Annotated in this window: 1 protein-coding gene; it reads left to right on the top strand. The window is 36.4% G+C overall.

What is annotated here, in order from left to right:
* The first annotated feature begins 34 nt into the window (after positions 1 to 34).
* Complete coding sequence (locus D6200_RS04975; protein WP_073183075.1) at positions 35 to 18,088, top strand: T9SS type B sorting domain-containing protein; 18,054 nt, start codon at positions 35 to 37, stop codon at positions 18,086 to 18,088.
* Position 18,089: the final 1 nt, after the last annotated feature.

Here is an 18,089-nt window from a genome sequence, read left to right as displayed (position 1 = left end):
AGAACTTGATTAATTAATTTCCCCAATTGATATTATGAAGAGAATAATTACCCTACTAATAATTGTATTACAAACCTTTTTTTGCTTTTCTCAGGAGAAACAAAAACCAACATCAAAACCATCACAAGTAGTTTTAGATGAGACGGTAGGTTATGAAAAACTAATAAAAAGGCTTCCTAAAGAGAAGGCATTAAGACCGCCATCAACGCCTTATTTTGATCAGAGAGTTGTTAAGCCAGATGGAAGTTCAGGAGGTATTAATATTAAAGGTGATATTACGTTTATAGCCAATAATGTTTTAAGTATTGATCAATGGGGGTATGACCCAGAAGACCCTTACGATGGATCTAGTTCAAACGGAACTGTTAATATGCAGTATATTGACATTGATGGGGATTCTTCTACAGATTCATCAAGTTCAGATGAGTTAAACTTACCAAGTTGTTCTAGAGTAGTATATGCAGGATTGTATTGGGCTGGTGTTTATCCATACGAAACTTGGGGGGGACGAGAAAGTAGGAGATATAATCCATATCAAATAAAATTCAAATTACCAGGAGGAAATTATCAAGATATAGAAGCAGATGCGAGTGATGTTACAAAGAGGGAGCTAATTTATGATAATGGTGTTGCTTATATATGTTATAAAGACATTACTTCAGATATTCAAGGGTTAGCAACTGTAAACCCGGAAGGGCATAATGGTACTTATGTAGCAGCTAACATTAGAGCAACAAGAGGAAGAGATTATTCAGGTGGTCTAGGAGGTTCTGGAGGTTGGACAATGGTCGTAGTTTATGAAAACGAAACAGAGTCAAGTAAAAACATATCTATTTTTGATGGTTTTGCAGATGTACGTAATGGGAATAATGTAAATTTATCATATTCTGGATTTACAACAGTACCTGTAGGGCCAAACCCAGCGAATCCAGCACCAGTTAGAGCAACATTATTAGCCGCAGCCTTAGAAGGAGATAGAAGTATATATGGAGATAGATTTCAAATTAAAAATACAGCTGGTAATTTTATAAATCAATCTACTCCTAATACAAATCCAAGTGGTAATTTTTTTAATGGTAGTATTACTAGGTATGATCAATATGTAACATCACGAACCCCTGATAGTGAAAACACCTTAGGTTTCGATGCAGATTTATATCAGTTAAGTAACCCTAATAACAGTGTCATAACCAACGGACAAACTTCTGCAGAAGTAAAATTTACAACTAGTGGAGATGTGTACTGGCCTTTTTTAAATGCCTTGGCTGTTGAAATCATAGAACCAAAAGTACAATTAATTAAAACAATTGAAGATGCTAGTGGAAATGATATACAAGGCACACCTGTAGGTTTAGGAAATGAATTATTTTATAACATAAGCTTTCAAAATGTAGGAACAGATCATGCAAGAAATACAATAATCACAGATAGATTACCAAAAAATGTAGATTTATTAACAACTACAGCACCAAATGGCTCTGTTGCTCCAGATGGAACACGTTTTGATATAGATTTACCTCCAGGAGTATCTATAACAGCATACGATCCACCAAGCGCAGCTAATGATAATAGAGCTGAATTAGAGATTTCAGTACCAGATAATATGGTTTTAGAGGGAGGTGCCCTTTATAATATTCGTATGCACGTTCAAGTAGTAACAGACTGTAGTCAATTAAGAGATGTGTGTTCTAATGAAGTTAGAAATCAAGCTTTTGCCAGATACGAAGGAGTTAGAGGAGGAGTAGTTATTAATAATGAGCCTAGTTTTTCGGGATTAGATGATTGTAATTTTGGTATAGTTGGTACTTCAAACTTTTTAGTTGATACAAGTGGATGTTCTTTTGAAACGACACAAGTAATGTGTGGTTCTAGTATAACATTAACTGCTGGAGCAGGGTTTGAATCATACGAATGGAGAGATGCCTCAGGTACTTTATTAGGAACTACTACAGTACCATCTTTTGATGTAACTAATGAAGGAACTTACACAGTTAATAAGATAGCCTCAGTAGCATCAGGATGTATAAATGCTGAAGAAACCATACATGTTGTAGGATATAATTCAGAACCAAATCCATTACAACCATTTGCAGACCAAGTATTAACTTGTGCAAGTAATGGAGAAGAGTTAGCTGAAGTTTACTTATGTGGTGATAGTGGTTCTAGAACTATTAATTTACCATTTGATACCTCTTCAGCTACAACAGTACAATGGTTTAAATTGGATGAATCTTCTTGTACCGATGTAACAGAATCAGGATGTCCTAATATAAATACAGGCTGTACATGGAATGAGGTAGGAAGCGGAGAATTTTCTAGAAACTTTGCAGATGCTGGAGAATATCGTTTAGATGTTTTATATGATGGAAGATGCCCTAAAAGTTACTACTTCAATGTGTACAAAGCAACTTTAAATCCTACCTTTATTACACAGGATATTTTATGTGGTAACAATGGGTCTATTACAGTAAACAATATACCAGCAGGTTATCAATACAGTTTAACAGGTCCAGGAGGTTATAATGCTCCTTTTCAAAATAGTAATGTTTTTTCAAATTTAACAGCTGCAGGAAACTATAACCTTTCAATTCGTGTAAGTAGTGCGTCTGCTGCTTCATGTACATATACTTTTCCTCCTATTAATATTCAGGAAAATGACATAGATATGGACGTCATTACAACACCTATGCAGTGTTTTAATGATTCAGCACAAATAAGAGTTCAAGTAAATAATGTTCCTGGAGATTATACATATGAATTATTACAAGGTGGAAGTGTAGTAGGAATAGAAGGTCCAACTGCTAATAACGATTTTACTTTTAATGTTACAGATGGTGGGGCTTACACAGTGAGAGTTACAACACCTCAGTGTACCGCTACAGAAACGATTGTTATTAATGAACCAGATGAGTTATTACTTACAGCATTAAAAACTAAAGATATAACTTGCGAATCAGGAAGTTCAGACGGAATTATTCAGTTAACTGCAAGTGGAGGAACATTAGACACATCGTCAGGTAATAATTATAATTTTGCTGTATGGACGAGTCAGGGAACAGATTTATATACAAACCCATCAGACATTCCTAATACTGCGTTTTTAACACCAGCAACAAACCCATACACCTACAATGTGCCTGTTGGTAGTGAAGGAATATATCGATTTATTGTTATTGATGATAATAACTGTTATACAATTTCAGACCCGGTAGAAATTACTGTAGAGCCAGAATTAGCTTTTACTCATTCAGAAACAGATGTAACTTGTAATGGTTTAACAGATGGAACTATTAATGTTAGTGTTAATGGAGATAATTTAGGATATGCAGTAGAATATAGCATTGATAATGCTACATGGAACACTACAGGTGCTTTTGATAGTTTAGATGATGGAACTTATACCATTTATATAAGGGCATCAAAAAATTCTTATCAGTGTTTATATGAAATTCCTAATGTAGTAATAAATGAGCCAGCACCACTTAATGGAGGAAGTGCTACAAAAACTGATTTAGAATGTAACACCTCTGGAGGAACTACCTTTGGTACTATAACCTATACAGCACCAACAGGAGGTACTCCTAATTATACATATTATTATAAGTTAAGTTCAGCTGCAACTTATACATTAGCAGCAAATAATCCAGTAACAGGGCTCCCTGCAGGAACATACAACACAAGAGCAATAGACGCAAGTGGATGTATTATAGATTTAAATAATGTAACTATAAATGGTTTACCATCAGCACCAAATGTAACAAGTACTGTGGTATATAATTGTGATGGTACAGGAAACGTAACAATAGCAGCTAATCCAGCAGGAACATATACTTATACTTTAAATGGAAACTCAAATACTACGGGGGTATTTAATAATGTACCAGTAGGAGGATATACCGCTGAAGTAACTTATGGAGGTAGTTGTGTAGAAGATATTAGAGTAAGGGTAAATGCAGGAAATGAATTTTCAGGAAGTATTGTAGGCTCTACAGATAGTGAGTGTTATGGTTCAGATAATGGGTCAATCACAATATCAGCAAATAACGTTATAGGAGGAAGTTTTGAGTATTCGACAGATGGTGGAGCAACTTGGTCAATGACAGCCGATAACCCTTATAGAGTTGTAGGTTTAGCAGCAGGAACATATAATGTGTTTATAAGAGAAGCTGATGGAGGAGTGGCAAGTTGTGTAATTGATTTAGGTAATGTTACAATAGGGCAACCAGAAGAATTAACCTTAGCAGCATCGGTAACTCAAGAAGTAACTTGTAATATTGCAACAGGAACTATTACAGCTACTGCTACAGGAGGAATCCCTCCATACGAATATAGTATTGATGGAGGTACTAGTTGGCAAAGTAGTAATGTATTTAACAACGTGCCACCAAGAGCAACTGATTATGTTGTAATGGTTAGAGATAGTAGAAACTGTAACGAATGTGGCTGTACAGCCAAATTGTTCCAAAATGGAAGCTTTGAAAGACCAGCAGAAACAACAACAAGATTCAGATTTTATAATGAAGATGATATACCAGGTTGGGATTCTACTGCGTCTGATAATCAAATAGAGCTTTGGCATAATGGATTTAATGGTGTTACCGCTTATGAAGGAAACTCTTTTGCAGAACTAAATGCTAACAGAGTATCATCATTATATCAAGAATACTGTACTCAACCAGGAGATATAATTACTTGGTCTGTAGCGCATAGAGGAAGAAGTGGTTTAGATAGAGCAACAGTGAAAATAGGAGGTGATTTAGCCACAGCCGGAGTTGTTGAAACTATGGAAACAAATAACACCGCTTGGAAAGTTTATACAGGAAGTTATACCGTTCCAGTAGGTCAATCAACCACAATAATTGCTTTTGATGCATTATCAACAGCTGGAGGAAATAACACTGTAGGGAATTTTATAGACGACGTACAAATTAATATTGCGAGTACAACTTGTGTACCTGTAAGTGTACCTGTTATAGAACCAAATACAGTAGATTTTGATTTAACACCTACATTATGTTATGATGGAAGCGGAAATGGTGAGATTCGTGTAGAAGTTACATCGGGTAATAATGATTACCAATTTAGGATTGATGGAGGAATTTGGCAAAACCCAAATGTAGCTACACCAGATGAGTTTACTTTTACAGGGTTAACAGATGGTACTTACAGTATTGAAGTAAGAGACGGATTAGGCTGTACAATTCCAGCAAAAGATGCAACTATTTTACCACAGTTAACAGCAACAATAACAACAGTAAGTGCAACATGTAACGATGGTCAAATAGTAATTACTCCAAACGGAGGAGACGGTAATTATGAATTTATAGTAGAAACAGGAGGGGTGCAAACCTCGTACACTTCTAGTCCAATTGCAGTACCAGCAGGAACTTATACGGTGTATGTAAGAGATAAAAATGGAGGAACAAATTACTGTGAATATTCAGATACAGTAACAGTGAATCAAATAGCAGCACCAACCGTAAGCAGTACATCAACACAACCAAATTGTAGTACAGATACGGGAACAATCAATGTAACTGTAGGAAGTGGAACCTCACCATATACCGTAACAGTTACAGGACCAGGAGGTCCATTTGTACAAGGACCATCAGCAGATGTTAATTACAGTTTTACAGGATTAGGAGATGGTACTTATCAAATTACAGTAAGTGATGCAAACGGTTGTCCACCAGTAGCCACATCAACAGAAACGATTAATGTTCCAACAGCATTATCAGGAGGCTCAGCAAGTAAAACAGACTTAATGTGTAGCCCTACAGGCACTATTTTAGGAACGATAAGTTTTACAGCACCAACAGGTGGAACAGCACCTTACATTTATTATTATAGATTAGTAGGAGGAGGAGCTTATACACAAATAGCAGGAACAACAGTATCTAATTTACCAGCAGGAGATTATGAGACAAAAGTAGAAGATTCAAATGGCTGTGAAAGAATTTTAGACACCTTAACGATAGCAGATTTACCAGCAGTACCACCATTTGCAAGTACTGTAGTATATAACTGTGATGGTACAGGAAATATCACCATAACACCATTTGATGCTAGTTATACTTATTCTTTAGATGGGGCTGCAGCACAAACAGGAGCAAATGCTAATATTTTTAATAATGTAGCAGCTGGAGCTCATACAGTAACTGTAGATTATGGAAGTAATTGTACAGAAGATGTATTGGTAACAGTAGCAGCAGATCAAGAATTTACAGCAGCAGTTATAAACACGACAAATCCTACATGTTTAGGAGACAATAATGGAAGTATAGAAGTAGAAGCAAGTTTTCCATCATCAACACCAACTGAGTTTGAATATAATATAGGAGCAGGTTGGGTAAGTACTTCAGGAAATAATCCATTTGTTATACCAAACTTTACATCAGGAACACATACAATTGAAGTTCGTCCAGTAGGAGGAATTGCAGCATGTGAGCAAACAGTAAGTGCAACCTTAACAGATCCAAGTGTAGTAACAGTAGTAGCACCAGTAACAAAAGAAGTTACTTGTGTACCAGCAACAGGAGCTACTATTACACCAAACGGAAGCGGAGGAAATGGCGCACCATTTAGTTATGAGTTATTTGATAATGGAGGAACATCATTAGGAACAACTACGACAGAGTTTACAGATGTAGCAGCAGGAACGTATACAGTAGTAGCTACAGATCGTTTGGGTTGTGATTCATCACCAGTAACAGTAATGATAAACCCATCGCAAACAGTAGATTTTGATTTAACACCTACATTATGTTATGATGGAAGTGGGAATGGTGAGATTCGTGTAGAAGTTACATCGGGTAATAATGATTACCAATTTAGGATTGATGGAGGAATTTGGCAAAACCCAAATGTAGCTACACCAGATGAGTTTACTTTTACAGGGTTAACAGATGGTACTTACAGTATTGAAGTAAGAGACGGATTAGGCTGTACAGTTCCAGCAAAAGATGCAACTATTTTACCACAGTTAACAGCAACAATAACAACAGTAAGTGCAACATGTAACGATGGTCAAATAGTAATTACTCCAAACGGAGGAGACGGTAATTATGAATTTATAGTAGAAACAGGAGGGGTGCAAACCTCGTACACTTCTAGTCCAATTGCAGTACCAGCAGGAACTTATACGGTGTATGTAAGAGATAAAAATGGAGGAACAAATTACTGTGAATATTCAGATACAGTAACAGTGAATCAAATAGCAGCACCAACCGTAAGCAGTACATCAACACAACCAAATTGTAGTACAGATACGGGAACAATCAATGTAACTGTAGGAAGTGGAACCTCACCATATACCGTAACAGTTACAGGACCAGGAGGTCCATTTGTACAAGGACCATCAGCAGATGTTAATTACAGTTTTACAGGATTAGGAGATGGTACTTATCAAATTACAGTAAGTGATGCAAACGGTTGTCCACCAGTAGCCACATCAACAGAAACGATTAATGTTCCAACAGCATTATCAGGAGGCTCAGCAAGTAAAACAGACTTAATGTGTAGCCCTACAGGCACTATTTTAGGAACGATAAGTTTTACAGCACCAACAGGTGGAACAGCACCTTACATTTATTATTATAGATTAGTAGGAGGAGGAGCTTATACACAAATAGCAGGAACAACAGTATCTAATTTACCAGCAGGAGATTATGAGACAAAAGTAGAAGATTCAAATGGCTGTGAAAGAATTTTAGACACCTTAACGATAGCAGATTTACCAGCAGTACCACCATTTGCAAGTACTGTAGTATATAACTGTGATGGTACAGGAAATATCACCATAACACCATTTGATGCTAGTTATACTTATTCTTTAGATGGGGCTGCAGCACAAACAGGAGCAAATGCTAATATTTTTAATAATGTAGCAGCTGGAGCTCATACAGTAACTGTAGATTATGGAAGTAATTGTACAGAAGATGTATTGGTAACAGTAGCAGCAGATCAAGAATTTACAGCAGCAGTTATAAACACGACAAATCCTACATGTTTAGGAGACAATAATGGAAGTATAGAAGTAGAAGCAAGTTTTCCATCATCAACACCAACTGAGTTTGAATATAATATAGGAGCAGGTTGGGTAAGTACTTCAGGAAATAATCCATTTGTTATACCAAACTTTACATCAGGAACACATACAATTGAAGTTCGTCCAGTAGGAGGAATTGCAGCATGTGAGCAAACAGTAAGTGCAACCTTAACAGATCCAAGTGTAGTAACAGTAGTAGCACCAGTAACAAAAGAAGTTACTTGTGTACCAGCAACAGGAGCTACTATTACACCAAACGGAAGCGGAGGAAATGGCGCACCATTTAGTTATGAGTTATTTGATAATGGAGGAACATCATTAGGAACAACTACGACAGAGTTTACAGATGTAGCAGCAGGAACGTATACAGTAGTAGCTACAGATCGTTTGGGTTGTGATTCATCACCAGTAACAGTAATGATAAACCCATCGCAAACAGTAGATTTTGATGTAGCAACAACATGTTTTGATGGAACAAGTGGAAGTATCTTAGTGAGCAACACCGTTGGTAATGGAGATTATCAATACAACATTAATGGAAATCCATGGCAAAATCCAGATGTAGCCACACCAGATGAATATACTTTTACAGGACTAACACCAAATACTTATACAGTTAATGTAAAAGATGGTAGGGGTTGTATTACTACTAAAAGTATAACTATTAATCCGCAGTTACAAGCAACAGCAACACCCACAAACGCTAGTTGTACACCTGGATCAATAGCAATTAGTGCTACAGGAGGTACAGGAACAGGAACTTACGAATATGCTGTAGTAACAGCTGGAGACCCAGTACCTACAACAGGTTTTTCAAACACGAACCCTATAACTAATTTAGCACCTAACACTTATGATGTATATGTAAGAGATAGTTCAACATGTTCTTATGTTATCGAAGATGTTGTAATAGCATATATTATGCCTGTAGATATCACAGCAACACCTAATAACCCTACATGTAATGGAGATAGAGGTAGTGTAGATGGTGAAATAATAGTAAATAGAGGTCAAGGACCTTATACTATTACCATTGAAGATAGTTCAAATACCGAAATAGATAGATTAGACAACTTCATAGGTACTAATTTTAGTTTCAATAACTTAGCTGTAGATACTTATGAAATTAAAATTACAGATGCTTTAGGGTGTGAGGACACTTTTGATTTTACATTAGAAGAATTACCACCTTTAACAGCCGATTTAAGTTCAATTTTACCTGTGTGCGGCACACCTTTTTTAGGAAATGAAAACCTGTTTGGTTTTGAGTTTACTAATTACCCTACAGTACCAACACCTTATAGTGTTGAGTTTAGTAAAGATGACGGAGCAACATGGCAATCTTCTCCTACATTTACAGGAATAGATTCAGGGACAATAGTTTACCCAGCGATAAGGATTGTAGAAGCAGATGGTGTTACTACAAGATGTATTTTTAATTTTGGAAGATATGAAGTTCCTTATCCAGTTGAAGGTTTAATCGTAAACCCAGTTGCAAATCCTACTAGCTGTAATGAAGGGTTTAGTGTAACTGTTGAAGCTTTTTTAGGAGCTGGTCCTTTCCAGTTTGCAATAGGAACTCCTTCTGGTTGGGTTGATCCAGACATTGATAGTCCAGCACCTCCAGCACCAGCACCAGTACCTGATCAAGATAGAACGTATACATTTAAAAATTTAACTCCTGGGTTAACGTATGTGTTTTATGTAAAAGATTTAAATGGTACTCCTCTTGATACAACAGATGACTGTATTAAGCAGAACAATGAAGATGTTTATGCTACTTTTACCCCTTCTGTGCCAATTACACCTACAGTAAACAATAATCAATGTAGTGGTAGTTCTAATGGGCAAATTACATTTGAAATAGATAATACAAGTACAGATTTAAACAATAATTTTACTTGGACGTTGTATGAAAGAGACCCAGTAACTAACGCAGGTACAGCTTTACCTGCATATACGAATGTTCCACAAACAGGTTTTGCCCCTATTGTGGCAACTGGGTTACCTTCAGGAGTATATTATATTATACTTAGCAATACAACGGGAGGACCACCTGTTTGTGAATTTGGTAGTTTAGATGTAACTATTAAAGAAGGTCAGCCTATAACAGGTAATTTGAATAAATTAAATGATATTACATGTAACGTTCCAGGGAAGATAAGAGTAGAAAATGTTTTAGGAGGGTTTGCACCTTACACTTATAACGTAACTTTATCTGAAGCGACTGCAACAGCAACAGTTACAGGTAATGAAATTACAGTAACAGCACCTACTAGTATAACATCTGTAGACGTAACGGTAGAAGTTGAAGATAGTAATGGAACAGGAGCGTGTACTGCTAATTTAGGTACAGTAACTTTAAATGTAGCACAATTACCAACAGCCACAGCAGTAGCAGATAGTTGTCCTGCAAATAAAACGATTACAGCAACAGTTACTACTGGTGTAGCACCTTACCAATATTCATTAAATGGAGGAGCTACCTTTAGTACAGAAACAACTAACACAACTTTTACACAAAATAATGTAACCCCAGGTAGTTATGATATTGTAGTAAGAGACGCTACAGGTTGTGAAAGTGTACCAACAACAGTAATAGTACACGAGAATGTTACATTTGATGTGGTACCTACAAAAAATGCAGAGTGTGTTTTAAATGGAGAAGCTACTCTTACAATTAATAGCGGTTCACACAATACAGCAACTTTCACAGCAAACTATACTTATTCGGTTGATGGAGGGGCTCCAGTAGCTATCCCAGCAGGTAACACTACAGCAATTATTAGTTTGGCTCCAGGAACATATACAGTATCAGTTACAGATATAAATACAGGATGTACTACAGGTACACAAACTGTAACTATTCAAGATGCTGAAATTCCTAGTTTCACAGCATTAGCCGAGGCTAGTTTATGTTCAGGAGATAATTCGGGTAGAATTACTTTAACGGCAGTAGACAATGGAATTTTACCATTAAATTATAGTATAATTCCTGCAGCAGGAACGATTACAGGAAATGTAATAACAGATTTACCACCAGGAACATACTCCGTTACAGGAGAAGGAACGAATGGATGTACTTTCACCGTTACAGATATTGTAATAGATGAATACGCTCCAATAGTACCGAGTACACCAGTTGTAGATCAATTTGGATGTAGCGCAGGTAATACTGTAGATGTTGCTACGGTAACTATTCCAGCAGGAACAGTAGGAGGTTCAACAAATTATACACGTTATGTATTTGTTTATACCCCAGTAGACGGAAGCGGACCAATAACCCAAGACGGTTCGAGTACAAGTTTTAGTACAACGAATACCTCAGGAGGACCAGTATCAATCACTGTTTATGACGATAAAGGATGTTCAGGAGTAGAAAACACTACTATTGATGCTTATGTAGCAATTACAGGTGTAACAATTAGTCCACAAAGAACTATTGATTGTAATGAGGGAGAAGATATAGAGGCTACCTATACTATAAATACAGGAGGAGCATTAGCAAATTTTGAATTTAGATTGTATGATGATACGAATGCTCTATTAGAAACTAGAACTAATACAGATGGAGATTTTACAACATTATTAGCAACAGGAACTTATAGAGTAGAGTTAGAAAATAGAGATACCAATTGTATATATACAGAGTATCACACAGTAGAAGCAGAACCTACCTTTGATATTTTAATTACCAATGTAGATGATGTAGATTGTAAAGGAGATAATAATGGAAGTGCTGTCTTAAGTTTTGTACCAAGTACACCACCATACACAAGTGGTTATAGTTATATTGTTTACGATGCTACTACAGGTACAGCAACGGCAGTAACAGGAACAGGAACAGCAGGTACACCAGAAACAATCACAGGATTGGTAGCAGGAGAGTACTATGTACGAATAGATATGGGAACTAACAGTCCATTCTGTGAAGCACAAAGTGCAAACTTTACCATTGCAGAGCCAGCAGATTCGTTATCAGTAACAGGAGTTACCAATCCAGTAGTAAGCTGTTACAATGGTTCAGATGCTACTATTACAGCCACCGGATCAGGAGGTTGGGGAGATTATGTGTACCAATTAGAAGAAACAGCTACCCCAGGAGTTGCTTATGCAGGTAACACGTTTAGTTCAAACAATATCTTTACGAACTTACCAGCAGGAGATTATACAGTAGTAGTACGAGATAAAAATGGTGCTGTCGGATTATATTGTGAGTCAACTGATCAAGTAGTCATAGCAAATCCAGCAGCGGTAACATTTACAGTAACTGAGAATGACAATTCATGTGATACCACAGTAGGAGGAAGTATATCAGTAACAGCAACAGGAGGTACAGGTACATATACTTATACATTATCTAACGGAAGTGGAGTAGTAGAAACGCAAATACTGAATGCTGCAAACTATACATTTACCAATTTAGCAGCAGATGCTTATACAGTAAATGTAGTAGATTCTAATGGATGTACAGAAGGTACCCCAACGAATGTTACAATAACACCAGATTTAGTATTTACATTAACAGAGACTAAGAAGTTAACATGTAATGCACCAATGGCAGCAACTGTAGCATTAGAAGTAACTTCAGGATCTAGTAGTTATGCTTATGAAGTTGCAGGACCAAGTATAGCAGTAGGAAGAACGAATTTAGCAGGTACAACATTAACGCTAAATCCTACGGTAGCAGGAGTATATACCGTAACAGTTTACGATACAGGAGCAACACCAGAATGTTCAGTAGTTAAAACTATTGAAATTGAAGATGCTGAAATTCCTAGTTTCACAGCATTAGCCGAGGCTAGTTTATGTTCAGGAGATAATTCGGGTAGAATTACTTTAACGGCAGTAGACAATGGAATTTTACCATTAAATTATAGTATAATTCCTGCAGCAGGAACGATTACAGGAAATGTAATAACAGATTTACCACCAGGAACATACTCCGTTACAGGAGAAGGAACGAATGGATGTACTTTCACCGTTACAGATATTGTAATAGATGAATACGCTCCAATAGTACCGAGTACACCAGTTGTAGATCAATTTGGATGTAGCGCAGGTAATACTGTAGATGTTGCTACGGTAACTATTCCAGCAGGAACAGTAGGAGGTTCAACAAATTATACACGTTATGTATTTGTTTATACCCCAGTAGACGGAAGCGGACCAATAACCCAAGACGGTTCGAGTACAAGTTTTAGTACAACGAATACCTCAGGAGGACCAGTATCAATCACTGTTTATGACGATAAAGGATGTTCAGGAGTAGAAAACACTACTATTGATGCTTATGTAGCAATTACAGGTGTAACAATTAGTCCACAAAGAACTATTGATTGTAATGAGGGAGAAGATATAGAGGCTACCTATACTATAAATACAGGAGGAGCATTAGCAAATTTTGAATTTAGATTGTATGATGATACGAATGCTCTATTAGAAACTAGAACTAATACAGATGGAGATTTTACAACATTATTAGCAACAGGAACTTATAGAGTAGAGTTAGAAAATAGAGATACCAATTGTATATATACAGAGTATCACACAGTAGAAGCAGAACCTACCTTTGATATTTTAATTACCAATGTAGATGATGTAGATTGTAAAGGAGATAATAATGGAAGTGCTGTCTTAAGTTTTGTACCAAGTACACCACCATACACAAGTGGTTATAGTTATATTGTTTACGATGCTACTACAGGTACAGCAACGGCAGTAACAGGAACAGGAACAGCAGGTACACCAGAAACAATCACAGGATTGGTAGCAGGAGAGTACTATGTACGAATAGATATGGGAACTAACAGTCCATTCTGTGAAGCACAAAGTGCAAACTTTACCATTGCAGAGCCAGCAGATTCGTTATCAGTAACAGGAGTTACCAATCCAGTAGTAAGCTGTTACAATGGTTCAGATGCTACTATTACAGCCACCGGATCAGGAGGTTGGGGAGATTATGTGTACCAATTAGAAGAAACAGCTACCCCAGGAGTTGCTTATGCAGGTAACACGTTTAGTTCAAACAATATCTTTACGAACTTACCAGCAGGAGATTATACAGTAGTAGTACGAGATAAAAATGGTGCTGTCGGATTATATTGTGAGTCAACTGATCAAGTAGTCATAGCAAATCCAGCAGCGGTAACATTTACAGTAACTGAGAATGACAATTCATGTGATACCACAGTAGGAGGAAGTATATCAGTAACAGCAACAGGAGGTACAGGTACATATACTTATACATTATCTAACGGAAGTGGAGTAGTAGAAACGCAAATACTGAATGCTGCAAACTATACATTTACCAATTTAGCAGCAGATGCTTATACAGTAAATGTAGTAGATTCTAATGGATGTACAGAAGGTACCCCAACGAATGTTACAATAACACCAGATTTAGTATTTACATTAACAGAGACTAAGAAGTTAACATGTAATGCACCAATGGCAGCAACTGTAGCATTAGAAGTAACTTCAGGATCTAGTAGTTATGCTTATGAAGTTGCAGGACCAAGTATAGCAGTAGGAAGAACGAATTTAGCAGGTACAACATTAACGCTAAATCCTACGGTAGCAGGAGTATATACCGTAACAGTTTACGATACAGGAGCAACACCAGAATGTTCAGTAGTTAAAACTATTGAAATTGAAGATGCTGAAACTCCTAATTTCACGGTAGTAGCTACAGTAACAGATATTTGTTTCGGAACATCAACAGGAGAAGTTACAGTTTCACCAGTAGATAATGGTATTTTACCATTAAGTTATGAGATTAATAATGTATCAGGAACATATAATGCTGTTTTAGCAGGAAGTGATACGGTATTTGCGAACTTACCAGCAGATGACTATATAGTTACAGCTACGGGAGTAAATGGGTGTACAACAGATGTATCAATTACAGTAAGAGAAAATCCAGTAATAGATATTTCAGCAGCAATTACAGTAACACAGTTTGCTTGTACAGCAGGAAGTAATACAACAAACAATGCTATAATTACAGTTGACAAGGCAGCGATTACAGGAGGAACAGGAAACTATGTTCGAGTTGTGTTTGAAGATAATGCAACAGGTGATGTATTACAAGACGATAGTAACTTTACATATATATCAACTAATTTAGCTGGAGGAGATTATACAGTAAAAGTATATGATGAAAATACAGATTGTTTTGTATCTAGAGTAGTAAGGATAGCTCCATTTACTCCAATGACAGCAGCAGATATCGATGTAATTAAAGATACAGACTGTAATACAGGAGAGAATATCACTGTAAAAGTAGTGCCAGCATTACCAAATATTCAGTATACAATAACAGGAACAGGAGCTACTCCTTATACACGAACATTAAATGTGGTATCAGATGCAGATGCAGCAGTATTTAATAACGTACCGGTTGATGATTACACAATTGAGATGTACAATGCAGCAACAGGATGTACTTTAGAAGTATATCACACGGTAGAACCAGAACCTACCTTTGATATATTAGTAAGTAATGTTCAAAGAGCTTGTTTTGGTGGTACAGGAAGTGCAACAATAGATTTTAGTGCAGCTACACCATATACAGATGTTTATACTTACGAAGTATTTGAAGTAGGTAACCCAACTACTATTACATCAGGAAATGGTACAGGAGGTACTCCAGAAACAATTACTACTAATTTAGTAGCAGGTGAATATTATGTGGTTGTAAGTATGACGAATACACCATTCTGTGAAGCACAAAGTGAAAACTTTATAATTGAAGAACCAGCAAACGCATTAGCATTAACAGGCACACCAACGTATATTAATTGTAATGTTACTGATTCTGGAGAAATCTTGTTAGAAGCTCAAGGAGGTTGGGCACCGTATGAGTATCAATTAGTAAATGATGCAGCACCAGCTACACCAGTTCAAAATTTTGATAGTAATAGAAGAATTACTGGGTTAATAGCAGGTAATTATACAGCAACAGTTAGAGATGTTACAGGGTGTGAAGAAACATTTACATTTACATTACAGCCAACTACAAATATGGCAGCAGATGTAACTGTTACTCCAAACTTATGTGAAGGAGAAAGAACAGCAACCATTGAAGTAACTAATGTAACAGGAGGTCAAACACAAGATGCAACTGTAAGTTATAGTTATATTTTAACCTATCCTGACGGAGTAACGCAAGTAGAACAGTTATCAAATACATTTAGCAATTTACCAGCGGGTACTAATTACACAGTAATTGTTAGAGATAATAAATATAGCTGTTCGTATACAAGGCAGGTGGATATAATTGACCCTTCAGAAGTAGAAGCTTCGGCAAATATTACTGCAGATATAACTTGTAACAATGCTAATGCAACCGTAGTAGTGAGTGCAATAGGAGGTACAGGCGTTTATGAATATAGTAGCGATGGAGTGAATTTTGGTCCTGACAATACGTTTACAAACGTAAGTTCAGGTTCTCAAACATTCTATGTACGTGATGATAATAATTGTGAAGATACAGTTGTAGTAACAGTCAACGCATACGAACCTTTAGTACCAACTTTGGTAGTTGATTCAGGATTTGTTACCTGTAATGGAGATGCTAATGGAGTGTTATCAGCAACTGTAGCAGGCGGTTTCGGTAATTACGAATACCAACTGTTAGATGATAGTAATAACCCGATTGATGGAACATGGACAACATCAAATACTTTTGGAGGTTTAGATGTTGGTACATATAAAATTAGAGTAAGAAGTACTAATAGATTTGGAGAAGTATGTACAGAAGATACTGCACCACATCCTATTGTAGAACCAGAACCTTTAGTAGTTGCTGAAAACCATACAGATGTAAGTTGTTTTGGAGGAAATGATGGTACTATTACAGTATTAGCCTCAGGAGGAAACTTAACAGGATATGAATACAATATTAGTACAGACCCAACAAATAAATTTGTTACCGATAATGTGTTCAGAAACTTAACAGCAGGTACGTATACCATTACTGTTAAAGATAAGGTTGGATGTATTGATACTATTGATGTAGTTATTGATCAACCACAACAATTTACAGCAACATTGGTAGGAGTTACAGAACAAACTTGTATTAATAATGCAACTCCAACAATAGAGTTAGATGTACAAGGAGGAACACAACCTTACTACGTAAGTATTAATAATATAGAACAGCCTACACCATATACAACGAATACAATTGTGTTAGGAGCAGCAGAAAACATCCAAGCAGGTACGTCTTACTACATTACAGTAAGAGATGAAGCAGGTTGTAATGTTGCAGACCCAATTAGAGTAACTACGGCTGAACCAGTAGATTTACAATTAACAGTTGATTTTGCATATACCTGTGAGGTAGGAAATATTATTAAAGCAATAGTTGATGAAGCATATAGAGCTAATATGTCTTACACATTATATGACGGAATAGGAAACCCTGTAGTAACAAATAATACAGGAGAATTTATTGATGTACCAGCAGGAACAGGATACTATGTTACAGCAACACATACAATAACTTCATGTTCTGAAAGTTCTACTAGTAGTCCAATTAGTATTGAAGATATTCAAGCATTAACCTTAGATATTGATGATTCGGTTAAGAATACTTTAATAGCCAATGCAGATTTTGGATTACCACCTTATGAGTATAGTGTAGATGGAGGTGATTTTGGATCAGATAATGAGTTCTTAATCTTACAAACAAAAGATTACACTATTACGGTAAGAGATGCTAGAGGCTGTGAGGAAACAGTAACTATAAGAGGAGAGTATATTACTATTTTCGTTCCAAACTTATTTACTCCAGACGGAGATGGAACAAATGATTATTGGTACCCTCGTGAAGTAGAAGAATATCATGATATTCAAGTGTTTATTTATGATAGATATGCACGTAACATTGCCGAGTTTAAAGGTTCTGTAGAAGGATGGGATGGTACTTATGAAGGTACACCATTACCATCAGGAGATTATTGGTATACTATTTACTTTAAAGAGTTATCAGGTCAAGAGAAGAAAATAATGGGACACTTTACACTATATAGATAAA

The sequence above is a fragment of the Tenacibaculum mesophilum genome (assembly GCF_003867075.1).
In the GTDB taxonomy this organism is placed as follows: Bacteria; Bacteroidota; Bacteroidia; order Flavobacteriales; family Flavobacteriaceae; genus Polaribacter; species Polaribacter mesophilus.
Note: the sequence above shows the minus strand (reverse complement) of the source record. Positions and strands in the feature narration are given on the sequence as shown.

Bases quoted from the DNA above. Each gene is read 5' to 3' on its own strand.
- D6200_RS04975 (WP_073183075.1), top strand. From the start codon at position 35: ATGAAGAGAATAATTACCCTACTAATAATTGTATTACAAACCTTTTTT.